The following is a 24,216-nucleotide window of genomic DNA, read 5'->3' as shown; positions in this document are numbered from 1 at the left end:
ATCTGTTTTGATAAAGGGCACTACGCGTCGTGGCAACGACAGTCTGCGCTAGAGGCCTGCCGAAGCATCGATTTCAACTGTGGTCTCTACCTCCACCTCCACCTCGACCTCGCTGACCTCGAACAGGTCCCGCACCGGCTCGACGGTCCAGGGCATGTGCTTGGCGCGGGCGGCGGCGACGGGGGCGAAGAAGCTGCGGTGATGGACGGTGGGGCCGAGGCGATTGAGCGCGTCGAGATGGTCAGGCACGCCGTAGCCCTTGTGCTGCTCAAAACCGTAGCCTGGGCAGTCCTGCGCCAGCGCGCACATCAGCCGGTCGCGCGTCACCTTGGCGACGATGGAGGCCGCCGCGATCGACAGCACGATGCCGTCGCCGCCGATCACGGCCTCGCAGTGGCATGCGGTATCGAGCCGGTCGCGGCCGTCGACGAAGACGTGCTTCGGCGCCTCGGGCAACGCGACCACCGCGCGCTTCAGCGCCCAGAGCGAGGCGCGCAGGATGTTGTCGCGGTCGATCCGCGCGGGCGAGGCGACGGCGACCGAGACCTGCGCAGTCGCGCAGATCTTGTCGAACAGTTTTTCGCGCTCCTCCGCCGTCAGCCGCTTGGAATCGTCGATGCCGCGCGGGATGCGGTCGGGATCGAGAATCACCGCGGCCGCCACCACGGGGCCGGCGAGCGGTCCGCGGCCGGCCTCGTCGCAGCCTGCGATCGGCCAGATGCCGCGCTTGATTAGCACGCGCTCGCGACGGAAGCTTGCCTTCGCGGGCGTGGCCTTCTTGGCAGCGTCCTTCTTTGACGCGTCGTTGGCTGGTGTCTTGGCGGACTTGTCCCGAATCATGGCTGGGATCGTGCGCAAGCAGCAGCTCTCGCGCAACCGGGAACCCCGGCGAATTCCCGTTATTCAGGCAGGCCGGATCAGTCCGCCAGATGCACCCGCCGGTCGTCGCCGACCTCGATGCCAGGCGCGACGACGACCTCCCAGGGATGGCCATCGGGATCGGCAAAATAGCCCGAATAGCCGCCGTAATCCGTCTCGTGCGCAGCCTTCAGCAGCGTTGCGCCCTTGCCGAGCGCAAACGCGAGCACCGTGTCGACCTCCTCGCGCGTCGCGCAGTTCCAAGCGAGTGTGACGCCGCGGAAGGTTGTGGGCCTCGGACTGTCGGGCAGCTTGGCGTCGGCTGCGAGTTGATCCCAGGGAAACAGGCCGAGCACCGGGCCGCCGGTGTCGAAGAACGCAACGGCCTCGCCCGTCGCCTTCAGCCGGCGCGAAAAACCGAGCGCGTCGTAGAAGGCGATGCTGGCGCGGATGTCGCTGACGCCAAGCGTGATCACCGTGAGCCGTGGTACTGGAGCCGACAATTCCCTACTCATCACTCATCTCGTACGCTCCGCGCCCTAGAACAGGCTGAGCTGCTCGCCGTTCTGTTTCGGCCGGGCAAAATGATCCGTGGTCAGCTTCGCGCGGCGCTTGTTGAGCCCGAGCCGGTCGCAGGCGATCTCGAAGCGGCGGCCGATGGTCCAGGCCATAGGCCCGGTGCCCTTCATCCGCTCGCCCCATTTGGCATCGTAGTCGCGGCCGCCGCGCATGTCGCGGATGAGCGTGAAGACGTGCCGATAGCGGTCCGGATAATTGGCCATCAGCCATTCGCGGAAGAGATCGCGGACCTCGAGCGGCAGCCGCAGCAGCACGTAGGAGGCTTCCTTCACGCCGGCATGGGCAGCCGCATCGAGAATGCGCTCAATCTCGGAATCGTTCAGCGCGGGGATCACGGGCGCGACCATCACGGTGGTCGGAATGCCGGCGTCCGAGAGCTGCTTCAGCGCCTCCAGCCGCTTCGGCGGCGTCGAGGCGCGCGGCTCCATGGTGCGCGCGAGTTTTGGGTCGAGCGACGTCACCGAGATCGCGACCTTGGCGAGATTGCGCTTGGCCATGCGCGCGAGAATGTCGATATCGCGCACGACAAGCGCGGACTTGGTGACGATGCCGACGGGATGGCCGGCGCGCTCCAGCACCTCGAGAATGCCGCGCATGATTTTGCGCTCGCGCTCGATCGGCTGGTAGGGATCGGTGTTGGTGCCGATCGCGATCATCCGCGGTTCGTAGCCGGGCGCGGCAAGCTCCTTCTCGAGCAGTGAAGGCGCCTCGGGCTTGACGAACAATTTCGACTCGAAGTCGAGCCCCGGCGACAGGCCGAGATAGGCGTGCGTCGGCCGCGCGAAGCAATAGACGCAACCGTGCTCGCAGCCACGATAGGGATTGATCGAGCGATCGAAGCCGATGTCGGGGGAGTCGTTGCGGGTGATCACCTTGCGCGAGGTGTCCACTGCAACACTGGTCTTGAACGGCGGCAGCTCTTCCAGGCTCTGCCAGCCGTCGTCGAAGGCAACCCGCGCCTCGGCCTCAAAGCGGCCGCTGGCGTTGGACTGTGCGCCACGCCCTCGCCTGCGCACGCGGTCGATGGCGACGCCAAGCTCGGGGAAATCAGAAGGCGCACCCGCCGGCTCGGAGGGCGCCGTGACCGGCGGGTGCTTGAGAGCAGAAGAAGAAGCTGGACTCATGAAGCCAAGATAGCACGCAAACGGAACAAATCAAGAACAAGAATGAAAAACGCGAAAACAACCCCATGCACAGTAGAGCTGCCCAAACTTCGCGCGCTGACCTTTGACCTCCCGCAACACCCCGTGAACCCGATCCCGCTTGATGCGGCTGAAGGATCGATCTCGCCGGAACTCGGTTGATGACGATCCCGGGTGAAGGTCGGCATGAATATGACAAATCAACAACAATCGGCTGCTCCGAGCAGCGACCTCGATCTCCTTGATCGCTACTGGCGCGCCGCGAACTATCTCTCCGTCGGGCAGATTTATCTCCTCGACAATCCGCTGCTGCGCGAGCCGTTGCGGCCCGAGCACATCAAGCCGCGTCTGCTCGGCCATTGGGGCACGACGCCGGGGCTGAACTTCATCTACGCCCACCTCAACCGCGTCATTTGCGCGCAGGATCTCAGCGTGCTCTATGTCTGCGGTCCCGGCCATGGCGGCCCGGGCATGGTCGCCAACACCTATCTGGAAGGCAGCTACAGCGAGATCTATCCAGACATCCCGTGCGATGCGGACGGATTGCGCAAGCTGTTCAGGCAGTTCTCCTTCCCCGGCGGCATCCCGAGCCATGCGGCGCCGGAAACGCCGGGCTCGATCCACGAAGGCGGCGAGCTCGGCTATGCGCTGGTGCACGCCTATGGCGCGGCATTCGACAATCCCGATCTGATCGTCGCGTGCGTCGTCGGCGATGGCGAGGCCGAGACCGGTCCGCTCGCGGCGTCCTGGCACTCCAACAAGTTCCTCAACCCCGCCCATGACGGCGCGGTGCTGCCGATCCTGCATCTCAACGGCTACAAGATCGCCAATCCGACCGTGCTCGGCCGGATGCCGGACAGCGAGATCCGCGATCTCTTTCGCGGGTTCGGCCACGAGCCGCTGTTCGTCGAGGGCGACGATCCCAAATTGATGCACCGGGCGATGGCCGATGCGCTCGATGTTGCGTTCGCCAGCATCCGCTCGATCCAGCAGCACGCCCGCGACGGACGCAAAAGCGTCGAGCGGCCGCGCTGGCCGATGATCGTGCTGCGCAGCCCGAAGGGCTGGACCGGCCCGAAGGAAGTCGACGGCAAGAAAGTCGAAGGATTTTGGCGCGCGCATCAGGTTCCGGTCGCGAGCTGCCGCGAGAACCCCGCGCATCTGAAGATTCTTGAGGACTGGATGCGCAGCTACGAGCCGGACAAATTGTTCGACGCGAACGGTGCGCTGATTCCGGAGCTAAGGGCGATCGCGCCCGAAGGTAACAGGCGCATGGGCGCCAACCCGCACGCCAATGGCGGGCTGTTGAAGAAAGAGCTGAAGCTGCCCGAATTCCGCAGCTTCGCCGTCGAGGTGCCGCGACCCGGAGGCGTCACCGGAGAAGCAACGCGCGAACTCGGAAAATTCCTGCGCGATGTCATCCGCCTCAACGCGCAAGAGCGCAATTTTCGCCTTATGGGCCCGGACGAGACCGCATCAAACCGTCTCGACGCAGTGTTCGAGGCCACCGAACGGGTGTGGATGGAGCCGATCGAATCCTACGACGTGCATCTCGCGCAAGACGGCCGCGTGATGGAGGTCTTGAGCGAGCATCTCTGCCAGGGCTGGCTCGAAGGTTACCTGCTCACCGGACGACACGGCTTCTTCTCGTGCTACGAGGCCTTCATCCACATCGTGGATTCCATGTTCAACCAGCACGCCAAATGGCTGAAGGTGACGCGGCACCTGCCATGGCGACGACCGATCGCCTCGTTGAACTATTTGCTGACCTCGCATGTCTGGCGGCAGGACCATAACGGCTTCAGCCATCAGGACCCCGGCTTCGTCGACCTCGTCGCCAACAAGAAGGCCGATATCGTCCGCATTTATTTCCCGCCGGACACCAACACGCTGCTGTGGATCGCCGATCACTGTCTGCGAACCTATGATCGCATCAACGTCATCGTCGCCGGCAAGCAGCCGGCGCCGCAATGGTTGTCGATGCAGGACGCGGCGACGCATTGCGATGCCGGCATCGGCATCTGGACCTGGGCCGGCAACGAGGAGACCGATGGCGAGCCCGACGTCGTGATGGCCTGCGCCGGCGACGTCCCGACGCTGGAAACGCTCGCCGCTGTCGATCTGCTGCGCAAGGCGCTGCCGGATATCAAGATCCGCGTCGTCAACGTTGTCGACCTCATGACACTGCAACCGAAGGAGCAGCATCCGCATGGCCTGAGCGATCGCGACTTCGACGGCCTGTTCACGCGCGACAAGCCGGTGATCTTCGCCTATCATGGCTATCCTTACCTCATCCACCGTCTCACCTATAACCGCACCAACCATGCCGGAATGCATGTGCGTGGCTTTGCCGAGGAAGGCACCACGACGACGCCGTTCGACATGGTCGTGCTCAACGAACTCGACCGCTATCACCTCGCGATCGAGGCAATCGAGCGCGTGCCGGGGCTCGCAACCAAGGCCGCACATGTGAAGCAGCAGTTCCGCGACGCGCTGATCGAGCATTCGCGTTACGTGCGCGAGCATGGCGAGGATATGCCGGTGATCCGCGACTGGGTCTGGCCCGGCAAGGCGGGCTGACCGCATGACGGCCTCCGACGCAGTCCTCGTCCTCAATGCCGGCTCGTCGAGCATCAAGTTCGGCCTGTTCGAGATATCGGCGGCCGAACCTATCCTGCTCTGCAAGGGCCTGCTCGACGAGCACGAGGCGAAGCCAAGGCTGGTGGCCAAGAGCCCGTCGGGCGAAACGCTGTTCGAGCAGCGGAGGGAGACGTCGGACGCGGACGACGGTCATCTGTTCGCCGACGTGCTCGGCTTCATCGAGGACCACTTTGGCCAAGGGCGCTTGCGCGCCGCAGGCCATCGCATCGTGCACGGCGGTCCCGATTATTCAGGCCCGGTCGAACTGACGGACGACGTCTATGCGAGGCTGGAGGCACTCACACCCCTAGCGCCGTTGCATCAACCCCGTTGCCTGGCACCGGTCCGCGCCATCACGGCGCTCCGTCCCTCACTGACTCAGGTCGCGTGTTTCGACACCGCCTTCCATCACGGCCTTTCGCCGCCAGCGAGCCGCTTCGCCGTTCCGAGACGCTACGAGGCGCAGGGCCTGCGGCGTTACGGCTTTCACGGACTGTCGTTCGAATATGTCTCGGATCGTCTCGCCCACATTGCACCGGAGCTTGCCGCCAAAAGAACCGTCATCGCCCATCTCGGCAATGGCGCGAGCCTCTGCGCATTGCGCGATGGCCGCAGCGTCGACACCACGATGGGACTGACGCCGCTCGATGGTCTCGTGATGGGTACGCGCTGCGGCACCATCGATCCCGGCGTGCTGCTCTACCTGCTGCAGCACGAGAAAATGACCGTCGAGGATTTGCAGCACCTGCTTTATCACGAGTCAGGCCTGCTCGGCGTTTCCGGCGTCTCGGCGGACATGCGCACGCTGCTCGCGAGCGGTGAGGCTTCGGCGCGGGAGGCCGTGGATCTCTTCACCTTCCGCGCGGCGCAGGAGATCGTGGTGATGGCGAACACGCTGGGCGGACTGGACTGTCTCGTCTTCACCGGCGGCATCGGCGAGCATGCCAAGGAGATCCGAGGCGCGATCGGCGAGCGGCTCGCCTGGCTCGGCGTACGCATCGATTCTGCCGCAAATGATGCCGCGCGCGAGCGCATCAATGCCGGCGACAGTGCGGTCGATGTGTTCGTGATTCCGACCAACGAGGAGCTGACGATCGCGTTGCATTGCGCCGCGGTGCTGCGAACTCCGGAGACAGTATCATAGGGTGGGCAAAGCGACTTGTCCGTCGTAGCTCGAAGAGCGAAGGCGGAAGCGTGCCCACCAATTCTGTTTTAGGATCGATAGGTGGTGGGCACGGCGCAAATCCGCCTTGGCTCACCCTACGATACTGGTCTCGCGGAGAAATAGGGCACAACAACAGCTCAGCGCTCAGTGAATGCCGGCAAAAATCTGGATGCAGCCAATCACGACCTCGATCACGATCAGCACCACCACCGCGATCTCGAGGCGCAGCGAGCGCTGGGTGTCGATGATGTCGGTCAGCGCATCGGCTGTCTCCGCGACGACCGTAAGCTTGCGCTCGAGCGTGTCGAGGCGCTCCTTCAGCTCGTACTCGTCTTCGAGACGCGCATAGAGCCGGTCGAGCTGCGGCTTTTCCCAGAGCGCATCGGGCTTCTCGGCAACCGCAACGCGGCCGGCGACGCGCTGCTGGACCAGCAGCGCGTTGCCGATGAGTTGCAGGATGCCCCTGCGCCGCCGCGACGTCCTGCCTTTCTCGGCGAGCTCGCGCGCAAAGGGCTCGATGACGTCGAAGACCGCAGCGACGCGCCGCTCGTCGCGCGCCAGCGACGTGCTCTTGGCGAGTGCGTCCGCGATCAGCAGCAGCCGTTCGTCGGAAAATTTGGAGAGGTTGATCGGTCCGCCGGGCTGGATCGCCTCGGCGTTTTCATCCTTGCAGAGCTGTGCCTGGGCCGTCTCCTCTTCATGAGGGCTGAGCTCACCCGTCACGCGGGACTTCAGGCTGTCGAGCAGCACCTTCTCCTCAGACGGAAGAAGGCCGATCAACACCACAACACCATAACGAAAGATCACGACGAGGCCGGCGTGGACGCGAAAGGCAGCGGGCGTGGAGGAGACCGCTGGACCGATCTCGAGCCCCGACGGATTGATGCGCTCGCCCAGCATCACGGCGCGGATCCGCAAGGTCGGCGCAGCGTCCGGTTTCGGCGAAACAGGCGTCGCGGCAATGGGAAGCTGATCGACGTTCATTGGACACATCTCGTTCTGCGCAACGGCGGTTGCCCGTTTTCCCATCGGACGGGAACAGCGCCGTCACCCCAAAGATATCGGCGGAGAAACGCCCCGTTTGAAGCTCATGACACCCAAATTCGCCGAAACTTTCGGCAAGATGAGCACCCTGACCACGACATATTCGGCTGCGATGGGCGCCCGCCGGTTTACCATCGCACGCCGACGCACCGCCGAAAAGTTGCACTCGGCACCGCAGCGTGTTTATGACAACATCATAACGAGCTACGCTTCTCCCGAATTGCGGACATCGAAGTCTCAATCATGCTGAGCGTCATCATTCCGACCGAAGGCGTCGAGCAGACCGCGGTCGCAACGCTGGCCGCGCTGGTCCCCGGTGCCGCGGCCGGCATCATCAAGGAAGTTCTGCTGGTCGACGGCACAGGCAACGGCGTCATCGAGCGCGTTGCCGACGTCGCCGGCTGCCGCTTCATCGGCTGCGAGGGATCTTCGCAAGGCGCAGCGCTGGCCGCCGGCGCGCTCCAGGCGCGTTCGCCCTGGCTGATGTTTCTCCCCGCCGGCGCGGTGCTGGACACCGGCTGGATCGAGGAGACCACCCAGTTCATCCAGGCCGTCGCGGCCAGCGGCCGGGATCGTGCGGCCGTGTTCCGCTATGCCCGCTCGCCTTACGCCGATACCGGCTTCCGCGACGTCCTGTGGTCCGTGGCGCGCAAGCTGGTCGGCCCCCTCGGCGATCAGGGGCTTTTGATCGCGCGTGATCATTACGACCGGATCGGCGGCTATCCGCCCCAGGCCCGCCGGTCGGAGGCACGGCTGCTCAGGCGGCTCGGCCGCTCCTCCCGGACGATGCTCCGCAGCCGGATCGTCATGGTCGCGTGAGGCCACCTGATACTTGCCAAAGTCAAATAATTATTTGACAATGGCAATTATTGAGGTGTCCCATGCCAATCGACGGTACCGACGACCAGATCGCGGCGGTTCGCGCCTTCAACCGCTTCTATACCCGCAAGCTCGGCGTGCTCGACCAGCATCTGGGAAACAGCCCGTTTTCGCTCAGCGAGGCACGCGTGCTCTATGAGCTCGCGCATCGCGACGACCTTGCGGCCAAAGAGATCGGAAACGAGCTCGGTCTCGATCCCGGCTATCTCAGCCGCATCGTCCAAAACTTCGACGAGAAGGGGCTGATCACGCGAACGCCCCTGCCGGCAGATCGCAGGCAATACCAGCTCAGCCTCACCGCCAAGGGCCGCCAGGCCTTCGCCAAGCTGAGCCTGAGCTCGCAAAACGAGGTTGCCGCCATGCTCGCTCAGCTTTCCGCCGGCGATGCAACGCGGCTCACACAAGCCATGATAACCATCGAGGCCGTGCTGGAGCAACGTCGAGACCAGCCCGCTTCCGTCGTGCTGCGCAGCCATCGCATCGGCGACATGGGCTGGGTCATCTCCAAGCAAGCAGCCGCCTATGCTGCGGACTACAACTGGGATTTCAGCTACGAGGCGCTGGTCGCCGAGATCTGCGCACAGTTCATCAGGAATTACGACGCCGCGCGCGAGCACTGTTGGATCGCGGAAGTCGGTGGCGAGCCTGTCGGCTCGATCTTTCTGGTCAAGGCCACGGACGAGATCGCAAAACTCCGCCTGTTGCAGGTGGAGAAGAAGGCGCGTGGGCTCGGTGTCGGCCGCGCGCTGGTCGAGCAATGCATCCAGGGTGCGCGCGAGCGGGGCTATCGCCGCATGACGCTATGGACGCAGAGCATTCTGGTGGCCGCGCGCGGCATCTATCAGAGCGCAGGGTTCAAGCTGGTGAAGGAAGAGAAGCACCACAGTTTTGGTGCCGATCTTGTCGGGGAGACGTGGGAGCGGGATCTGTAGCTGCGCGATGCGGTACAGATTGCGGAGCGATGCGCATGAATGCGCCCTCTCCCCTTGCGGGAGAGGGCATCTCCGCTGGAAGATGCGAACTCACTTGGGTGAGGGGTATCTCTCCGCAGGTATTGATGCGTGCCGATAGGTACCCCTCATCCGGCGCTTCGCGCCACCTTCCCCCGCAAGGGGGGAAGGGAAGAAAGGAGTCACACCGTCGCGCCCTGCGCCTTGGGCCTGCGCAAATGCTCATCCAGCCGCGGCATGATCTCGACGAAATTACAGGGCCGCGTGCGGTAGTCGAGTTGAGCCGCGAGGATACCGTCCCAACCGTCGCGGCAGGCGCCGGGCGAACCCGGCAGGCAGAAGATGTAGGTTGCGCCCGCAACGCCCGCGGTGGCGCGGCTCTGGATCGTCGATGTGCCGATCTTGGCGTGGCTCAGCATGTGGAAGGCGATGGAGAAGCCGTCCATGCGCTTCTCGAACAGCGGCTCGATCGCCTCCGGCGTGACGTCGCGCCCGGTGAAGCCCGTGCCGCCGGTGGTGATGACGACGTCGACGCCGGCGTCGGCAACCCAGCGGCGGATGACGGCGCGGATCGCCTCGACATCATCGGTGACGATCTCGCGCGCGGCGAGGTGATGACCGGCCGCCGTGAGACGGTCGACGAGCGTCTGGCCGGACTTGTCATCGGCGAGCGCGCGCGTGTCGGAAACGGTGAGCACCGCGATGTTGAGCGGAATGAATTGTTTGGTTTCGTCGATGGAGGCCATTGCTCATTCCTCTCGTGTCCCGGACGCGCTGCAGCGTGAAACGCTGCTGCGCAGAGCCGGGACCCATTTGGAGGCTTGAGTGACCGGCAAGGTGGGCCCCGGCTCTGCAGCGCATCGCAAGAGCGCTGCGCTGCGTCCGGGGCGCGAGACCTGTGCTACGGCCCGCCGCCGCCGAACGTGTTACAGGCCTGCAGCGTGCCCTGCTGATAGCCGGTCATGAACCACTGCTTGCGTTGCGCGGCCGAGCCGTGGGTGAAGGAATCAGGCACGACACGCCCCGTGGCCTGACGCTGCAGCGTATCGTCGCCGATCGCGCTCGCCGTGGTCAGAGCGGCATCGATGTCGCCGGATTCGAGGAAGTTCGGGCGCTTCTTCGCTTCGCGATTGACCCAGACGCCCGACAGGCAGTCGGCCTGCAATTCGACCTTCACCTGAAGCGCATTGGCCTCGGCCTTGCTGCCGGCCTGCTGCTGCAGTCGCGTCACCTTCGGAATGATGCCGAGCAGGTTCTGGATGTGATGGCCGGCCTCATGCGCGATGATGTAGGCGGTGGTGAAGTTGCACGCTGACTGGCCGGAACAGCCGCGGAAGCGCGTCTCGACCTCGCGGAAGAACGCGGTGTCGAGGAAGATGGTGCGGTCCGGCGGGCAGTAGAACGGACCCATTGCCGACTCGGCCCGGCCGCAGCGGCCGCCATTGGTGGCGTTGCGGAACAGCACGACCTTCGGGCCGGTGTAGGACTGGCCGCTGGCCTGGAAGATCTCGCTCCAGCGATCGTCGATCTCTCCGAGGATGCCGGAGATCATGCTACCCATCTCGTCGGTCGGCGCGCCGCGCTTGGCCTGGGAAGACGGACGGTCGCTCTGGTAGCTCGGCGCCTGGCCGCCACCGCTGAGTATCTCGGCGCCGCCGATCAGGATGCGCGGATCGATGCCAAAGGCATAGCCGACCAGGCCGAGCACGATGATGGTGCCGATGCCGAGGCCGCCACCGCCCATCGGCAGGCCGAACCCGCCGCCGCCTCCACCGCCGCCAAATCCTCCACCACCGTCGTCGCGACGATCCTCGACGTCGTCGCTGCGGCGGAAATCATCGTAGCGCATGGCGGGCTTCCCTCAGGTCGGCGATGGCATGGCGTGGGCACGCGGAAACGCGAAAACCTCAACGCGCCACATTACCTAAAATTTCCATTGCGTTAATCAATATCCCGCTCGGCAATTATTGCCTAGTGCGACAGCGTGCGACGCAAGCAATTTTTTCCGGGGGCCATGCATTTTTTTCCGAGAGAAATCGGGTGTCTTTTGCAGCTCCAGCCAGTCCCGCAACGCGAAGAAACGCGAAACACACTGTAAAACACGGCAAATGCGCGCAGCTCATCGCGCGCAACGCGCGATGCCGGGTCTGCTCACAAAAGCAGCGGGTTAAGTCGATTTTTACTTTGCGGCTTCATTGTAACGGTCAGTCGGTTGTTTGGTCCCGCGTCGCCGACAGCGTCGCCTGAGTCAGAGTTCTTGAGTCATGGTAGTGTCGCGTCGCGGGGCGTCTGCAAGGGCGCCCCGCACAAATTTTGAGTCCGCTTCGCACAGCATCATTCTCGGTGATTGCGTCGCCGAGATGTCGAAGCTTCAGGCAGGTAGCGTCGATCTGGTGTTCGCAGATCCGCCCTACAATCTTCAGCTCAAGGGCGATCTCAAGCGCCCCGACGAATCCCATGTCGATGCCGTCAACGACGACTGGGACAAGTTCGATTCATTCTCCGCCTATGACGATTTCACCCGCGCCTGGCTGCTGGCCGCACGCCGCGCGATGAAGCCGTCGGCGACGATCTGGGTGATCGGCTCCTATCACAACATCTTCCGTGTCGGCGCGATCATGCAGGACCTCGGCTTCTGGCTCCTGAACGACATCGTCTGGCGCAAGACCAACCCGATGCCGAATTTCCGCGGCCGCCGCTTCACCAACGCGCACGAGACCATGATCTGGGCCGCGCGCGATGAAAAGGCAAAGGGCTACACCTTCAACTACGAAGCGCTGAAGGCGGCCAACGAGGACGTGCAGGCACGTTCCGACTGGCTGATCCCGCTCTGCACCGGCGAGGAACGGCTCAAGGGCGCCGACGGCAAGAAAGTGCATCCGACGCAGAAGCCGGAAGGCCTGCTCGCGCGCGTGCTGCTGTCGTCGTCGAAGCCCGGCGATCTCGTGATCGATCCTTTCAACGGCACCGGCACCACCGGCGCCGTCGCCAAGCGCCTCGGCCGCTCCTATATCGGCTTCGAGCGCGACAAGACCTACGCCAAGGCCGCTGCCGCGCGCATCGCCGCGGTCGAGCCGCTGCCGGAAGAGAGCCTCGCCCCGTTCATGACCGCGCGCGAAGCACCTCGCGTGGCGTTCTCCGAGCTGATCGAGCGCGGCATGATCATGCCCGGCACAAAACTGTTCGACGCCAAGAAGAAGCTTGGCGCGCTGGTCCGTGCCGACGGCGCCATCATGTTCGGCGACAAGGTCGGCTCGATCCACCGCATGGGTGCGGTGGCGCAGGGCGCGCAGGCCTGCAACGGCTGGACCTTCTGGCACGTCGAGACCAAGAAGGGTCTGAAGCTGATCGACGAGCTCCGCGCCGAGATTCGCGCGGGTATGTCGGCGGAATAGTCCTCCATCTCCATCGTCATTCCGGGGCTCGCGCAGCGAGAACCCGGAATCCATCGGACGACAGAACATGTTGCCCAATGGATTCCGGGCTCGCGCTGCGCGCGCCCCGGAATGACGACCGTGGGGTCGTCCGCGCAGCCATCGCCCATACGACGGCGAACGGCCTTTGTTACGCCGGCCGGTCTGCGCGGCGCGCAGATACCGCACGGCAATCTCGCCTGTTGCATCCCCCGACAGGGTTCAGGCATGAAAAAGCCGCCGCGCGGCAATGATGCTGCGTCCGCTCTCGACGACTAACCGCGTTCGCTGTGGCCACCAACACTGGAGAGACGCTCGATGCTCAAATTCTATTTCAACGGATCGCCGAACCCGACCAAGGTCGCGCTGTTCCTCGAAGAGGCTGGCCTGGCCTACGAGCCGATGAAGATCGACACCCGCAAGGGCGAGCAGTTCGCGCCGGACTATCTGAAGATCAATCCGAACGCCAAGGTGCCGGCGATCGACGACAATGGGACGATCGTTTTCGACTCAAACGCCATCCTGCTCTATCTCGCCGAGAAGACCGGAAAGTTCCTTCCCGCCAACCGCGCCGAATTGCTGTCCTGGCTGATGTTCGTGGCCACCGGCGTCGGGCCCTATTCGGGGCAGGCCGTGCACTTCAAGCATTTCGCGCCGAAGGACCAGAACCACGACTACGCCCACAACCGCTACCAGTACGAGACCGATCGCCACTACAAGATTCTCGACGGCCACCTCAAAGGCCGCAGCTACATGGTCGGCGACAGCTATTCGATCGTCGACATGGCGCTGTGGGGCTGGGCACGGATGGTGCCGTTCAAGCTCGGCGACGACGCCTTTGCGCGCTACCCCAATGTGAAGCGGCTGATCGACGATATCTCGGCGCGGCCGGCGGCTAGCCGCGCGATCGCGCTGAAGGACAAGTTCACCTTCAAGGCCGAGATGGACGACGAGGCCCGCCGCAATATGTTCGGGCACATGACGACGAAGGTGGCCTGATCACACCTTGCCACAATAAAGGCCACGCGCATGCGCGTGGCCTTTTGCTTTTTAGGCGGCGTGGACCGAGCTCAGGAATTTGGCGACTTCCTGCTTCAGGCGGTTGCTGTCTGATGATAGCGAGCGCGCCGCCGAGAGCACCTGCGAGGAGGCCGAGCCCGTGTCGGAGGCGCCGCGCTGGACGTCACCGATATTGGTCGAGACGCGCTGGGTGCCGTGCGCGGCCTGCTGGACGTTGCGGGAGATTTCCTGCGTGGCGGCGCCCTGCTCTTCCACGGCGGCGGCAACGGTCGAGGAGATTTCCGACAGCCGCTCGATGGTGCCGCTGATCTCCCTGATGGAGCCGACCGATTCTTCCGTCGCGGCCTGGATGCCGGAGACCTGCTGGGCGATCTCGCCCGTGGCTTTCGCTGTCTGCTCGGCCAGCGCCTTGACCTCGGAAGCAACCACGGCAAAGCCGCGACCGGCTTCGCCTGCCCGCGCCGCCTCGATGGTGGCATTCAGCGCCAGCAGATTGGTCTGGCCGGCGATGGTGCTGATCAGCTCGACCACGTCGCCGATACGGGCAGCCGCCTTGGAGAGCTCGCTGACGCGGGCATTGGTCTTCGTCGCCTGCCCCACGGCCTCGCTGGCGATGCGGGCGGATTCCTGCACCTGACGCGCGATCTCGGAGACCGACGAGGACAGCTCTTCGGTGGCGGACGCGACGGCCTGCACGTTGGCGGAGGCTTCCTGCGACGCGGAGGCGACCTCCGTCGACAGATCCTGGGCGCGCGTCGCGGTCGCGGTCAGCGTGCCGGCGGAGGCCTCCAGCTCGTTCGATGCCGACGACACGGTGTCGACGATTTCGCCAACCGCCTGCTCGAACTGGTCGGCGAGCCGGACCATGTCCTTCTTGCGGTCCTCGGCCTGCCGCGCCTCGATCTCGGTCTGCTCGTGACGCATCCGCTCGGTGTCGATCATGTTGTCCTTGAACACCTGGATCGCCTTGGCCATGTCCCCGATCTCGTCGGCCTTGCCGCGCGAGGGGATCTCGACCGCAAGATCGCCGCCGGCGAGCAGCCCCATCGCCCGCGTCATCGAGGTCAGTGGCCCGACGATGCTGCGGGCGATCAGGACAGCCACGATCAATCCGAACAGGGTGGCCACCCCGCCCACGATCTCCTGCACCGACGTCGTGCTGTCGATCACGGCTTCGGCCTGGCTGCGCGAGTCCTTGTAATCCTTCTTCAGGGCGGTCTCGGCAACCTTGAGCTTGCCGATGCTCTCGACGATGAGGGGCGCGAGGTTCTTGTGGTAGATCTCGTCGGCCTGGAGCATCGCGGCGGATGTCGTCTCGAACGCGGATTTGTAGATTCCGAGCGAGGTTTTCACTGGCATGATGGTGGCGCGCAATTCCGTCGCCTGCGGGCTCTTCTCGAGCGCGGCGAGCCGTTGCGCCGCCCTGTCCGCATTCGTCCTGAAATTCGCCGGCCCCTTGGTGTCGCGCAGGGCCAGGAAACGCCAGTTTGCGATCTGAACCAGAAGCAGCCTGGATTCGAGGTCCGCGACGAGGGCTGCGGTGTCTTCGTCGGCCGATGCGCGCGCCGCATCGACCAGCTTGCCCATCTTGACGGTCAGCTCGTCGCCGCTCGGCAGCAGCGTCGCTTTGCCGGTCCGCGCCTCGTTGACGGCGTCGCCGAGATTGTCGCGCAGGGTCTTCATCTTGGCGATGTCGTCGATGAGGCCGTTGTAGAGATTTCGCCGCTCCTCGGACAGCGTCCCCTTGGCGCCGACCTTCAGCAGCTCGGTCGCAGCCGCCTCCCGTTCCGAGGCCTCCCTCATTGCGGGTTCATTGGCGTCATAGATATAGCGAAGGTTGGCCCGCTGGATTGCCTGGAGATGGGTCGAGATCTCCAGCACCCGCGCCGTGCTGTCCGAAAATGCCGAGGCCTTGGCGACCTGGTCCTGCACGGACCGCAAATTCCAGACGGCCACCACCGCCATCACGAGACCAACCACGACCAGCGCCATGAAGCCTGCGTACAGGCGCCCCCTGATCCGCAAACGAAACTTCGGCATTCCCACTGTCCACCCAGAAGCATGTGAATTCGAGCGGCCGACAACTCCGGCGATCGTTCACCGGCCACCCCGGCAGCCGCGAGTCGCCTCTCGGCGACCCACGCTGCACCGCGACACAATGAGGGACACTCGTTAATTGAACCTTCCGATTTTTCGCGCGCGGCTGCGTCGGCACGCACAAAATCTGCTGATTTTATCAGCAGTTGCGCAAGGTTTTGGCGGAGCTCCCGCAGCCGCATGCAGATCACTGCATGGGCTGCCGGAATGGACGTTTGCTAGGCGGTCGCCTGCGGAAACGGACCCAGTGCCCTCTCGGTCAGGACCGAGTCGCAGTACTCACGGATCTCCTTGATCCTGCCGTCCTCCAGGCGGAAGACGAGGCAATAGTCGTTGTCGTAGCGCACGCCCTCGGGCGTGACGTTGTCGCCCTTAGCCTCCACCACGACAATGTCTCCATCGGCGATGAAGCGCTCGGCAACCGTGCGCGTCCGGTCGCGCAGGCGGGTGCGCACATAGCCGTGCAGGTCGTTGAGGATCGCCTCTTTCCCCGTGAAGGTGCGCGACCAGGAATACTGGCCGGTGACGATCCATTTGGCGTCGTCGGCAAGACTTGCGGCGAACAGCGCGCGGTCGCGCACCGCCGGATCGGGGTTGGCGGCGGCGGCGAAAATATCCTGCATCAGCTTCTTGTTGGCGCTCGCGCTCATGGCGGCATCTCCTTGTGGTGACAACACGGAGATCATCGCGGCGCGATGAGAATTCTTCAAATCGATAGCGGGTATGATATCTATTCACCTCATGAATTTGAATTCGCTCGACCTCAATCTATTGACGGCGCTCGACGCGCTGCTGCGCGAGGCCAATGTCAGCCGGGCCGCCATGCGCATCGGCCTGTCGCAGCCGGCCACGAGCCACGCGCTGCAACGCCTGCGCGACATCTTCGGTGACCCGCTGCTGGTGCGCACCGGCGCGCGGATGGAGCTGACGCCGCGGGCGCAAGCGCTGCGCGCGCCACTGGCACAGGCGCTCGACCAGGTGCGCGGGCTGTTCGTGCCCGACGAATTCGACGCGGCGCGCAGCGAGCGGTCGTTCCGCCTGATGATGCCGGATCTCGCGGTCGAGCTGCTGATGCCGCCCTTGATGGAGAAGGTGACGCGCCTTGCGCCCAATGTCCGCATCGACGTCGTGCCGTGGCGGGGCCCGGCGATCTTCCACGCCGAGTTCGCCCGCACCATCGATCTCGTGATCTCGATCGGCAACGCATTCAAGGGCTTTCACCGCCAGCTGCTCTACACCGACAGCGACGCGCTGGCGGTGCGGCGCGGCCATCCCATGGCTGCGAAGCTGAAGCGGCGCGAGGCGTTCCTCGCCGCCCGCCATGTCGGCGTGATCATCCGCGGCAACAGCGAGGATCTGATCGACACCTGGCTCCGCACCAAAGGCATCGAGCGGCACATTGCGCTGGTGGTGTCAGGCTATCTCGAAGCGCTGCACGTTGCCGCCCGCACCGACCTCGTCGCCTTCGTGCCGCGCCGGCTGATCGCGGCGCTCTCAAAACAATTCGGGCTCGTCACGGTGACGCCGCCGCTCGATCCCGGGATCGACGAGCAGTTCATGTTCTATCCGACACGGGCGCAGATGGACCCCGGATCGATCTGGCTGCGGCGGCTGATGCTGGAGACGGGGCGGGAGTTGGAAAAGCACAAGCGATGAGCACCGCAGCGGCGTCGCGAGGCGCTCGACTTGAAACGGGGCCTCCGTGCCTTTAATGAGCCAGCCATAGGAACCGAAGGGGATCGAGAGCATGCTGGACCCGCACCAACCACTTGGATGGTTGATCCGTCTTCCGTTCAAGCTGGTTTCGCCATCGTCCGTCATGCGGGTGCTCACAGGGCCGAACCGAGGCCTGAAATGGGTCGTCGGGGCCGGCAACCAGAGTTGCTGGCTCGGAACATATGAAAGCGATCATGCCAGAGCGATCGCCGCCCGCGTGAAACCGGGCATGACGGTTTTTGATGTCGGCGCTCACGCCGGATATTACACCCTGATGCTTTCGAGGCTTGTTGGACCCCAGGGCCGCGTCCTTGCGTTCGAAGCGAACGCCGCCAACGCGGCGAGGCTTCGCAAACATCTCAATCTCAATGACGTCAAAAATGTCGAGGTGATCGAAGCGGCCGTAACTGACCGCGACGGCGAGACGTTTTTCCGTACCAACGATGATGTCGGCAAATACGGCTACATGGGGAAGATTTCAGACACCGGAACGCCGGTCAGGACGGTCCGCCTCGACGACTTTCCGACCCCGGACCTGATCAAGATGGATATCGAGGGCGCGGAGACGCTGGCTCTCACGGGTGCGGCGCGGCTGTTGTCCGAGCACAAGAGCACGATCTTCCTCGCCCTGCACGACGGCGCCTTCGAACAGGCGCCGGCCATTTTGAAACAGCATGGTTATCGGATCGAGACGATCGGAGAGCGTGAATTATGGGCCACCCCGACCTAGCTTCATAAGGCCGGTCAGCTGCCCTACAATCCAGCGAAGCCTCACGCCTTCTGCGCGTCCATCACCTTGCGCACGGCCGGGCGGTCCGACATGCGCTTGAAGTGATCGGCGATCTTCGGCGTGGCATTGATGTCGACGCTGTCGCCTTCGAGCCAGTGCGAGAGCGTGTGGAGATAGGGATCGCAGACCGTGAACTGGTCGCCCATCACCCAGGGTCCCTTGAACATCTTCTGCTCGATCAGGGCGAAGCAGGCGCCCATGGTCTTCGGGACCATCGCCTTCATGTCGGCGAACGAGCTCTCCTGCGTCGCCCAGCGCGCGCCGCGCATCTTGTGCGCATGGTTGATGTGCGCGGTCGAGCAGAGATAGGAGTTGAACGACTGCACTTGCGCAAAGTCGAAGGGATCATCGAGCGGCGCGAGCTTCGCCTTGGGGAAGGTCTGCGCGATGTAGGCCAGCATCGCCGGCGTCTCGGTGAGGACGCCACGATCGGTCACGAGCGCCGGCACGCGGCCCTTCGGGTTAATGGCGAGATATTCCGGGCTGTTCTGCTGATTATCCTTGAAGCTCAGCCGTTCAGCCGTGTAGTCGGCGCCAGCCTCCTCCAGGGTCATGTAGGTGGCGAGCGCGCAGGTGCCGGTGGCGTAGTAGAGCTTGAGCATGTCGGACCTCATGGGAAAATTGGAAATTAACGGCTGTCATCCCCGAGGTCTATAGCACGGCTTTCGCTTCGCAGTTGCCCACCGCCGCCCGCCTGTGCCAAGACGCCTGTAATTGGAGGGGCTTGTCATGACGGTACTCATCGCCGGCGGCGGCATCGGCGGGCTGACGCTTGCGCTCAGCCTGCACGGAATCGGCGTTCCCGTGAAAGTGTTCGAGAGCGTCGCGGAACTGAAGCCGCTCGGCGTCGGCATCAACGTGCTGCCGCATGCGGTGCGCGAGCTGATCGAGCTCGGGCTGATGGACAAGCTCGACGCCAGCGGCGTGCGCACCCGTGAGCTCGCCTATTTCTCCAAGCACGGCAAGCCGATCTGGAGCGAGCCACGCGGACTCGAAGCCGGCTACAAATGGCCACAGTTCTCGATCCATCGCGGCACATTGCAACAGCTGCTGCTCGATACCGCGGTCGAGCGGCTCGGCCGCGACAACATTTTGACCAGCCACCATCTGACCGGCTGGACCGAGACGGCCAACGGCATTCGCGCCGAGTTCATCGACAGAGCGACCGGCAAACCGGCCGGGACTTACGACGGCGCCATCATGATCGCCGCCGACGGGATCCATTCCGCCGCGCGAGAAAAACTCTATCCCAACGAGGGCCCGCCGATCTGGAACGGCCGCATCCTCTGGCGCGGCGTGACGCCGGCAAAGGCCTTCCTCACCGGCCGCACCATGATCATGGCTGGCCACGAGATTCTGAAATTCGTCTGCTATCCCATTTCGAAGGAGCCGGATGCCGCAGGCAATCATCTGATCAACTGGGTCGCCGAGCGCCACATGCCGCCGACCTATCAGTGGCGGCGCGAGGACTATAACCGCACCGCGCGGCTGGAAGAGTTCTTGCCATGGTTCGAGAGCTGGCAGTTCGACTGGCTCGACGTGCCCGGCCTGATCAAGAACTGCCCGCACGCCTATGAATATCCGCTGGTCGACCGTGACCCGGTCTCGCAATGGACCTTTGGCAAGATCACGCTGATGGGCGATGCCGCGCATCCGATGTACCCGATCGGCTCGAACGGCGCCTCGCAGGCCATCCTCGATGCCCGCACCATCACGCGCGAGATTTTGGCGCATGGTCCGACGACCGCGGCGCTGCTCGCCTATGAAGCCGAGCGGCGGCCCGCGACCACCGACCTCGTGCTACTCAACCGCAAGAACGGCCCGGAGCAGGTGATGCAGCTCGTCGAGGAACGCGCGCCGGATGGCTTTGAGGTCGTCACAGACGTGCTGTCGCAAAAGGAGCTGGAAGACATCGCCGCGAACTACAAGCGCGTCGCGGGCTTCCAGGTCGAGGCCCTGAACGCAAAGCCGCCGATCGTGAGTGGGGATGCGAAGCGGGTGGGTTAGCTATTCAGCCAGCCACGAGCTCCCTCTTCACCTCGCCCCGCTTGCGGGGAGAGGTCGGATTGCATCGGAGATGCAATCCGGGTGAGGGGGTACAGGTCCCTCGACAGTCTCGCTCGCGGAGAGAGGCCCCTCACCCCACTCTCTCAGCGCGAGCGAAGCTCGTCGCGGCCCCGCGAAGAGCGGGGCGAGGGAGCGAGAGAGCAGTGCTCACCCTACTTCACCACCCTCGCCGCCTCCAACAACCGCTCGCTGGCGCTCGCCGTCGCGAGCACCGTGCCATCCTCCGCCATCAGCTTGGCCTCGACGAACGCAATGGTCTTGCCGAGCTGCGTCACCTGTGCCTCGCCGATGATCGGGCCTGGCCTTGCGGGCGCCAGGAAATTCACGGTCATGCTGATGGTGGTGGTGTAGAGCCGCCCCTCGCTCATCACCAGCACGGCGGGGCCCATCGTGTCGTCCAGCATCGCGGAGAGCATGCCGCCCTGGATGAAGCCGGCAGGATTGCAGAACTCGGGCTTCCCCTCGAAGCCGAGCTTGAGCCAGCCCTCCTCCGGACGGGCATCGAGCAAGCGCCATCCCAACAGCTCGGCGCAGGGCGGTCTCTTGAAATTGTCGAGCGCGGTCTTGACCATGCGAACCTCCATTGCCGCCAGCAAATAACGTAGGGCTGCTGACAGCTCGGTGTCAGCAGCCGATACGCCGCAGGCCAAAAGCGCATCTTCCTGATGCCGGCCGAAGGCGAACGGGCTGCGCGCGCGGCCGGAGATTTCAGTCCAGCGCGTGCGCGATCACCTTGCGCATGACGTTGGGCAGCGCCTCGTCGGCCAGGGTCGCGATCGGCACCCAGCGCATGCCCGCGGGCGCGTGCGTGCGGGCCTCGGCCTTCGCCGTGTAGACCACGAGCTCCAGCGGGAAATGCGTGAAGACGTGGGTGACGACGCCCACCTTGCGCTGCCAGCGCGACAACCCTTTCAAGTCCGGCGCCTGCTGCTTTGCCGTCGCGTCCTCCTGTCCGGCGAGCCAGTCCGAGCCGGGCACCTCCGTCATGCTGCCGAGCAGGCCCTTTTCAGGCCTGGAGCGGACTAGCAGCTCATCGCCGCGCGTGACGACGAAGGCGGCACCACGCCGCAGCGTTCCGCTCTTCTTCGGCGCCTTGCGCGGAAATGTCTCCTGCGCTCCCTGCGCGCGTGCCGTGCAATCCTCGTTGAGCGGACAGAGCGAGCAGGCCGGTTTCTTCGGCGTGCAGATCGACGAGCCCAGATCCATCAGCGCCTGCGCGCTATCGCCGGCGCGGGAGTTGGCCAACAGCGTCGTCGCCAATTGCTGGATCAGCGGCTTGGCCTGCGGCAGCTCTTCCTCGACCGCATACAGGCGCGACACCACGCGCTCGATATTGCCGTCGACCGGCATGGTATGGCGATCGAAGGCGATCGCCGCAATCGCAGCCGCCGTGTAGGGCCCGATCCCCGGCAGCGCACGCAGCCCCTCCTCCGTATCCGGAAACACGCCGCCATGCTCGCGCGTCACCGCCACCGCGCAGGCATGGAGATTGCGTGCGCGTGAATAATAGCCGAGCCCGGCCCACATCCGCAGCACGTCATCCTGCGAGGCGTTCCCCAACGCCATGACATCCGGCCAACGCGCGACGAATTTTTCGAAATAGGGCCCGACCGCCTTCACCGTTGTCTGCTGCAGCATGATCTCCGACAGCCAGACGCGGTAGGGATCCGACGTCTCACCGGGCGCGGCGCGCCAGGGCAGCCTGCGGCGGTGGCGGTCGTACCAGGCGAGCAGCAAGGTAGGGCGAGCCGACGGCGTGGTCGCCGTGGTGCTCCGCTCCTTCTTGCGCGCGGTCGTGGAGGACATTCGCCTTTACTAGAGGAGGATTTCGCCTGTGGCCAGCGCGACCGGACCGTTGCGGGCTATAACGCCTTGCGTTATACACAAGCATGATCCAGAGCTTCGCCGACTCCGAGACAGAGTTGATCTGGTCCGGGCGGCGAAGCAGGAAACTGCCGCCCGACATTCAGAATACAGCCTTGCGAAAACTGCGTTTGCTCAATCAAGCGCGGGTGTTGACCGATCTCAGGGTTCCACCGGGCAACCGGCTCGAAGCCTTGAAGGCCGATCGCCAGGGCCAGCATTCGATCCGGATCAACGATCAGTGGCGCATCTGTTTTGTCTGGGATGACGGAGGACCGAAACATGTCGAAATCGTCGACTACCACGGCTAGGAACGGGCTCCTCCGCAATCCTCATCCGGGCGAGATCCTGCTCGAGGAGTTCTTGAAGCCGATGGATCTCAGCCAGAACGCGCTGGCGCGCGCCGTGCGCGTGCCGCCGCGGCGCATCAACGAGATCGTCCTGGGCAAGCGCGATATCACGGCCGACACCGACCTGCGGCTTGCCCGCTATTTTGGTCTGTCGGAGGGCTTTTTCCTGGGGCTCCAGATGGACTACGATCTGATGCAGCGACGGCGCGAGATCGACCGCGACCTCAAGGCCATCCGGCCTCGCGCGGCAGCGTAGCGGACACGGCCCATGGCCAAATTCCCTCCCAAACCCGGCCCCATCAGCGCCAAGCCGCTCGGGATCCTGCTCAACGACGTCTTTGCCGAGGCCTATGCCAAGCAGGGATTTGCGGCGCGCGAGCTGGTGACGCGGTGGGCGCAGATTGCCGGGCCAGAGATTGCCGCCCATGCCGAGCCGCTCAAGATGCAATGGCCGCGGCCGGTCGAGGGCCAGCCGCAGGAGCCGGCGACGCTGGTGCTGCGGGTCGAGGGCCCGATGGCGCTGGAGATCCAGCACTCAGCCGACGTCATCCTGGAGCGGGTGAACCGCTTCTTCGGCTGGAGCGCGGTCGGCAAGCTCGCCTTCCGGCAGGCCCCCCTGTCGCGCCCCCGGCGCCCGGTGCGGCCCGGCCCGCCGGACCCCAAGGCCGTCGCCAAGGTGGCGGAGAGCCTGGGGGATATCGAAGATGAAGAATTGAAGACGGCGCTGGCGCGGCTCGGGGCTGCCATCAAGCGAAATTGAGCCTCATTTCGCGGCCAATCTGGACCCGTCCCTGCCGCTCGCCATTGCCTCAAACCACGTTTCAAGCTAGCGACAGGCCGCCCGGGAACCTTCATAGGATCCTCAGGGCGCAAGACCACGCCAATTCGGGAGCCGACCTTGATCATCACCCGCCGCGCCTTCACCACGATGCTGTCGCTGACCGGTCTTGCGGCGCTCTCCGGGCTCTCGCCGCTGCGGTTCATCTCCGAGGCCATGATCCCTGAAGCAATGGCGCAGGCCGCCGGCGACGTCGCCAAGCCGGTATCGCTGCCCGACATGGCGCTCGGCCCGAAGGACGCTGCCGTCACCATCACCGAATTCGCCTCGATGACCTGCCCGCACTGCGCGGCCTTCAACGAGCAGGTGTTCCCGAAGATCAAGTCGGAATACATCGACACCGGCAAGATCCGTTACATCTTCCGCGAGTTCCCGCTCGACATCAAAGCCGCCGCCGGCTCGATGCTGTCGCGCTGCATCGCCAACGGCGACGCGCCGAAATACTTCGCGGTCACCGACATGCTGTTCCGCCAGCAGAACGACTGGGTGGTGAAGAACACCACGGAGACGCTGACGCGGATCGGCAAGCAGGCCGGCCTCACCCAGCAGCAGGTGGAAGCCTGCCTGAAGGACCAGGCGCTGCTCGACAAGATCGCCGCCGACCAGAAATATGCCAGCGACGTTTTGAAGGTGGATTCGACGCCGACGTTCTTCATCAACGGCGAGAAGATCAAGGGCGAGACTTCTTTCGAAGAGTTCGCGAAGAAGATCAATCCGCTGCTGAAGAGCTGATTCGCTCGTCAAGACGCTGATTCGCATCTCGAAAGCCGTATCTTTCCCGGCATAAATCCCTTGGGAAAAACGG

24 protein-coding genes are annotated in these 24,216 nt (G+C 64.4%); 13 read left to right on the top strand and 11 right to left on the bottom strand.

Features of this window, described 5'->3' with window-relative positions; genetic code table 11:
- Positions 1-48 precede the first annotated feature (48 nt).
- From ACLFLU_RS11620 to ACLFLU_RS11610, 3 genes are all read right to left on the bottom strand, one after another.
- A complete protein-coding gene (locus ACLFLU_RS11620) occupies positions 49-840 on the bottom strand; it encodes a ribonuclease HII (protein ID WP_426412324.1) in 792 nt (263 codons plus the stop codon).
- A 77-nt stretch (positions 841-917) separates the two neighbouring features.
- Entirely contained in the window at positions 918-1,373 is a 456-nt protein-coding gene (locus tag ACLFLU_RS11615) for a VOC family protein (RefSeq protein ID WP_426412323.1), read from the bottom strand.
- A 24-nt stretch (positions 1,374-1,397) separates the two neighbouring features.
- Positions 1,398-2,561, bottom strand: a complete 1,164-nt coding sequence (locus ACLFLU_RS11610; protein ID WP_426412322.1) for a PA0069 family radical SAM protein — start codon at positions 2,559-2,561, stop codon at positions 1,398-1,400.
- A 210-nt stretch (positions 2,562-2,771) separates the two neighbouring features.
- Here ACLFLU_RS11610 and ACLFLU_RS11605 point away from each other — a divergent pair, with 210 nt between their 5' ends.
- Together ACLFLU_RS11605 and ACLFLU_RS11600 are read left to right on the top strand one after the other, a co-directional pair.
- Entirely contained in the window at positions 2,772-5,159 is a 2,388-nt protein-coding gene (locus tag ACLFLU_RS11605) for a phosphoketolase family protein (protein ID WP_426413968.1), read from the top strand.
- Positions 5,160-5,163: 4 nt separating this feature from the next.
- Positions 5,164-6,363: an acetate/propionate family kinase gene (locus ACLFLU_RS11600; RefSeq protein ID WP_426412321.1), complete on the top strand. Its 1,200-nt coding sequence runs from the start codon at positions 5,164-5,166 to the stop codon at positions 6,361-6,363.
- A 165-nt stretch (positions 6,364-6,528) separates the two neighbouring features.
- Here ACLFLU_RS11600 and ACLFLU_RS11595 read toward each other — a convergent pair whose 3' ends face one another.
- A complete protein-coding gene (locus tag ACLFLU_RS11595; RefSeq protein WP_426412320.1) occupies positions 6,529-7,368 on the bottom strand; it encodes an RMD1 family protein in 840 nt (279 codons plus the stop codon).
- Positions 7,369-7,671: 303 nt separating this feature from the next.
- Between ACLFLU_RS11595 and ACLFLU_RS11590 the strand changes: the two genes are divergently transcribed.
- Together ACLFLU_RS11590 and ACLFLU_RS11585 are read left to right on the top strand one after the other, a co-directional pair.
- A complete protein-coding gene (locus ACLFLU_RS11590) occupies positions 7,672-8,247 on the top strand; it encodes a glycosyl transferase (protein ID WP_426412319.1) in 576 nt (191 codons plus the stop codon).
- A gap of 62 nt (positions 8,248-8,309) precedes the next feature.
- Positions 8,310-9,239, top strand: coding sequence for a bifunctional helix-turn-helix transcriptional regulator/GNAT family N-acetyltransferase (locus ACLFLU_RS11585; protein ID WP_426412318.1), 930 nt, complete (start codon positions 8,310-8,312; stop codon positions 9,237-9,239).
- 200 nt (positions 9,240-9,439) lie between these two features.
- On the opposite strand, the gene moaB is transcribed toward ACLFLU_RS11585, so the two are convergent.
- Together moaB and ypfJ are read right to left on the bottom strand one after the other, a co-directional pair.
- Entirely contained in the window at positions 9,440-10,003 is a 564-nt protein-coding gene (gene moaB / locus ACLFLU_RS11580) for a molybdenum cofactor biosynthesis protein B (RefSeq protein WP_426412317.1), read from the bottom strand.
- A 155-nt stretch (positions 10,004-10,158) separates the two neighbouring features.
- Positions 10,159-11,106, bottom strand: a complete 948-nt coding sequence (gene ypfJ, locus ACLFLU_RS11575) for a KPN_02809 family neutral zinc metallopeptidase (RefSeq protein WP_426412316.1) — start codon at positions 11,104-11,106, stop codon at positions 10,159-10,161.
- A 415-nt stretch (positions 11,107-11,521) separates the two neighbouring features.
- On the opposite strand from ypfJ, the gene ACLFLU_RS11570 reads away from it, so the two are divergent.
- On the top strand, positions 11,522-12,652 hold the full coding sequence (locus ACLFLU_RS11570) for a site-specific DNA-methyltransferase (RefSeq protein ID WP_426412315.1): 1,131 nt from the start codon (positions 11,522-11,524) through the stop codon (positions 12,650-12,652).
- A gap of 336 nt (positions 12,653-12,988) precedes the next feature.
- Positions 12,989-13,669 (top strand): glutathione S-transferase family protein, encoded by a 681-nt coding sequence (locus ACLFLU_RS11565; RefSeq protein WP_426412314.1) that lies wholly within the window; start codon positions 12,989-12,991, stop codon positions 13,667-13,669.
- 51 nt (positions 13,670-13,720) lie between these two features.
- Here the strand turns inward: ACLFLU_RS11565 and ACLFLU_RS11560 are convergent, their stop codons facing one another.
- Together ACLFLU_RS11560 and ACLFLU_RS11555 are read right to left on the bottom strand one after the other, a co-directional pair.
- Positions 13,721-15,730, bottom strand: a complete 2,010-nt coding sequence (locus ACLFLU_RS11560; protein WP_426412313.1) for a methyl-accepting chemotaxis protein — start codon at positions 15,728-15,730, stop codon at positions 13,721-13,723.
- Between the two features lie 275 nt (positions 15,731-16,005).
- Complete coding sequence (locus ACLFLU_RS11555; protein WP_426412312.1) at positions 16,006-16,437, bottom strand: nuclear transport factor 2 family protein; 432 nt, start codon at positions 16,435-16,437, stop codon at positions 16,006-16,008.
- A 91-nt stretch (positions 16,438-16,528) separates the two neighbouring features.
- Here ACLFLU_RS11555 and ACLFLU_RS11550 point away from each other — a divergent pair, with 91 nt between their 5' ends.
- Positions 16,529-17,443, top strand: coding sequence for a LysR family transcriptional regulator (locus ACLFLU_RS11550; protein ID WP_426412311.1), 915 nt, complete (start codon positions 16,529-16,531; stop codon positions 17,441-17,443).
- 91 nt (positions 17,444-17,534) lie between these two features.
- Positions 17,535-18,233: an FkbM family methyltransferase gene (locus ACLFLU_RS11545; protein WP_426412310.1), complete on the top strand. Its 699-nt coding sequence runs from the start codon at positions 17,535-17,537 to the stop codon at positions 18,231-18,233.
- 41 nt (positions 18,234-18,274) lie between these two features.
- Here the strand turns inward: ACLFLU_RS11545 and ACLFLU_RS11540 are convergent, their stop codons facing one another.
- A complete protein-coding gene (locus ACLFLU_RS11540; RefSeq protein WP_426412309.1) occupies positions 18,275-18,895 on the bottom strand; it encodes a glutathione S-transferase family protein in 621 nt (206 codons plus the stop codon).
- Between the two features lie 127 nt (positions 18,896-19,022).
- On the opposite strand from ACLFLU_RS11540, the gene ACLFLU_RS11535 reads away from it, so the two are divergent.
- Positions 19,023-20,300 (top strand): flavin-dependent oxidoreductase, encoded by a 1,278-nt coding sequence (locus tag ACLFLU_RS11535; RefSeq protein WP_426412308.1) that lies wholly within the window; start codon positions 19,023-19,025, stop codon positions 20,298-20,300.
- Positions 20,301-20,512: 212 nt separating this feature from the next.
- On the opposite strand, the gene ACLFLU_RS11530 is transcribed toward ACLFLU_RS11535, so the two are convergent.
- Positions 20,513-20,932, bottom strand: coding sequence for a PaaI family thioesterase (locus tag ACLFLU_RS11530; RefSeq protein ID WP_426412307.1), 420 nt, complete (start codon positions 20,930-20,932; stop codon positions 20,513-20,515).
- A gap of 136 nt (positions 20,933-21,068) precedes the next feature.
- Entirely contained in the window at positions 21,069-22,166 is a 1,098-nt protein-coding gene (gene mutY, locus ACLFLU_RS11525; protein ID WP_426412306.1) for an A/G-specific adenine glycosylase, read from the bottom strand.
- A gap of 83 nt (positions 22,167-22,249) precedes the next feature.
- Between mutY and ACLFLU_RS11520 the strand changes: the two genes are divergently transcribed.
- The 4 genes from ACLFLU_RS11520 (at position 22,250) to ACLFLU_RS11505 (ending at position 24,143) form a co-directional block, all read left to right on the top strand.
- Positions 22,250-22,534, top strand: coding sequence for a type II toxin-antitoxin system RelE/ParE family toxin (locus tag ACLFLU_RS11520; protein ID WP_426412305.1), 285 nt, complete (start codon positions 22,250-22,252; stop codon positions 22,532-22,534).
- A complete protein-coding gene (locus ACLFLU_RS11515; RefSeq protein WP_092029072.1) occupies positions 22,506-22,829 on the top strand; it encodes a HigA family addiction module antitoxin in 324 nt (107 codons plus the stop codon). The genes ACLFLU_RS11520 and ACLFLU_RS11515 overlap by 29 nt, the downstream gene beginning before the upstream one ends.
- Positions 22,830-22,841: 12 nt before the next feature.
- Positions 22,842-23,333 (top strand): DUF721 domain-containing protein, encoded by a 492-nt coding sequence (locus ACLFLU_RS11510; RefSeq protein ID WP_426412304.1) that lies wholly within the window; start codon positions 22,842-22,844, stop codon positions 23,331-23,333.
- A gap of 138 nt (positions 23,334-23,471) precedes the next feature.
- The gene (locus ACLFLU_RS11505; RefSeq protein ID WP_426412303.1) at positions 23,472-24,143 is read left to right on the top strand and encodes a DsbA family protein; all 672 of its coding nucleotides are present in this window, start codon (positions 23,472-23,474) and stop codon (positions 24,141-24,143) included.
- The last annotated feature ends 73 nt before the right edge of the window (positions 24,144-24,216 follow it).

The organism is Bradyrhizobium ganzhouense, assembly GCF_049949285.1.
GTDB classification, from domain to species: Bacteria; Pseudomonadota; Alphaproteobacteria; order Rhizobiales; family Xanthobacteraceae; genus Bradyrhizobium; species Bradyrhizobium ganzhouense.
The sequence above is the reverse complement of the archived record's forward strand: the minus strand, read 5'-3'. Positions and strand labels throughout refer to the sequence as shown.

What these genes read in the sequence shown, in the direction of transcription:
- ACLFLU_RS11620 (WP_426412324.1), bottom strand. Translation starts at nt 840, where the DNA reads ATGATTCGGGACAAGTCCGCCAAGACACCAGCCAACGACGCGTCAAAG.
- ACLFLU_RS11615 (WP_426412323.1), bottom strand. Translation starts at nt 1,373, where the DNA reads ATGAGTAGGGAATTGTCGGCTCCAGTACCACGGCTCACGGTGATCACG.
- ACLFLU_RS11610 (WP_426412322.1), bottom strand. Translation starts at nt 2,561, where the DNA reads ATGAGTCCAGCTTCTTCTTCTGCTCTCAAGCACCCGCCGGTCACGGCG.
- ACLFLU_RS11605 (WP_426413968.1), top strand. Translation starts at nt 2,772, where the DNA reads ATGACAAATCAACAACAATCGGCTGCTCCGAGCAGCGACCTCGATCTC.
- ACLFLU_RS11600 (WP_426412321.1), top strand. Translation starts at nt 5,164, where the DNA reads ATGACGGCCTCCGACGCAGTCCTCGTCCTCAATGCCGGCTCGTCGAGC.
- ACLFLU_RS11595 (WP_426412320.1), bottom strand. Translation starts at nt 7,368, where the DNA reads ATGAACGTCGATCAGCTTCCCATTGCCGCGACGCCTGTTTCGCCGAAA.
- ACLFLU_RS11590 (WP_426412319.1), top strand. Translation starts at nt 7,672, where the DNA reads ATGCTGAGCGTCATCATTCCGACCGAAGGCGTCGAGCAGACCGCGGTC.
- ACLFLU_RS11585 (WP_426412318.1), top strand. Translation starts at nt 8,310, where the DNA reads ATGCCAATCGACGGTACCGACGACCAGATCGCGGCGGTTCGCGCCTTC.
- moaB (WP_426412317.1), bottom strand. Translation starts at nt 10,003, where the DNA reads ATGGCCTCCATCGACGAAACCAAACAATTCATTCCGCTCAACATCGCG.
- ypfJ (WP_426412316.1), bottom strand. Translation starts at nt 11,106, where the DNA reads ATGCGCTACGATGATTTCCGCCGCAGCGACGACGTCGAGGATCGTCGC.
- ACLFLU_RS11570 (WP_426412315.1), top strand. Translation starts at nt 11,522, where the DNA reads ATGGTAGTGTCGCGTCGCGGGGCGTCTGCAAGGGCGCCCCGCACAAAT.
- ACLFLU_RS11565 (WP_426412314.1), top strand. Translation starts at nt 12,989, where the DNA reads ATGCTCAAATTCTATTTCAACGGATCGCCGAACCCGACCAAGGTCGCG.
- ACLFLU_RS11560 (WP_426412313.1), bottom strand. Translation starts at nt 15,730, where the DNA reads ATGCCGAAGTTTCGTTTGCGGATCAGGGGGCGCCTGTACGCAGGCTTC.
- ACLFLU_RS11555 (WP_426412312.1), bottom strand. Translation starts at nt 16,437, where the DNA reads ATGAGCGCGAGCGCCAACAAGAAGCTGATGCAGGATATTTTCGCCGCC.
- ACLFLU_RS11550 (WP_426412311.1), top strand. Translation starts at nt 16,529, where the DNA reads ATGAATTTGAATTCGCTCGACCTCAATCTATTGACGGCGCTCGACGCG.
- ACLFLU_RS11545 (WP_426412310.1), top strand. Translation starts at nt 17,535, where the DNA reads ATGCTGGACCCGCACCAACCACTTGGATGGTTGATCCGTCTTCCGTTC.
- ACLFLU_RS11540 (WP_426412309.1), bottom strand. Translation starts at nt 18,895, where the DNA reads ATGCTCAAGCTCTACTACGCCACCGGCACCTGCGCGCTCGCCACCTAC.
- ACLFLU_RS11535 (WP_426412308.1), top strand. Translation starts at nt 19,023, where the DNA reads ATGACGGTACTCATCGCCGGCGGCGGCATCGGCGGGCTGACGCTTGCG.
- ACLFLU_RS11530 (WP_426412307.1), bottom strand. Translation starts at nt 20,932, where the DNA reads ATGGTCAAGACCGCGCTCGACAATTTCAAGAGACCGCCCTGCGCCGAG.
- mutY (WP_426412306.1), bottom strand. Translation starts at nt 22,166, where the DNA reads ATGTCCTCCACGACCGCGCGCAAGAAGGAGCGGAGCACCACGGCGACC.
- ACLFLU_RS11520 (WP_426412305.1), top strand. Translation starts at nt 22,250, where the DNA reads ATGATCCAGAGCTTCGCCGACTCCGAGACAGAGTTGATCTGGTCCGGG.
- ACLFLU_RS11515 (WP_092029072.1), top strand. Translation starts at nt 22,506, where the DNA reads ATGTCGAAATCGTCGACTACCACGGCTAGGAACGGGCTCCTCCGCAAT.
- ACLFLU_RS11510 (WP_426412304.1), top strand. Translation starts at nt 22,842, where the DNA reads ATGGCCAAATTCCCTCCCAAACCCGGCCCCATCAGCGCCAAGCCGCTC.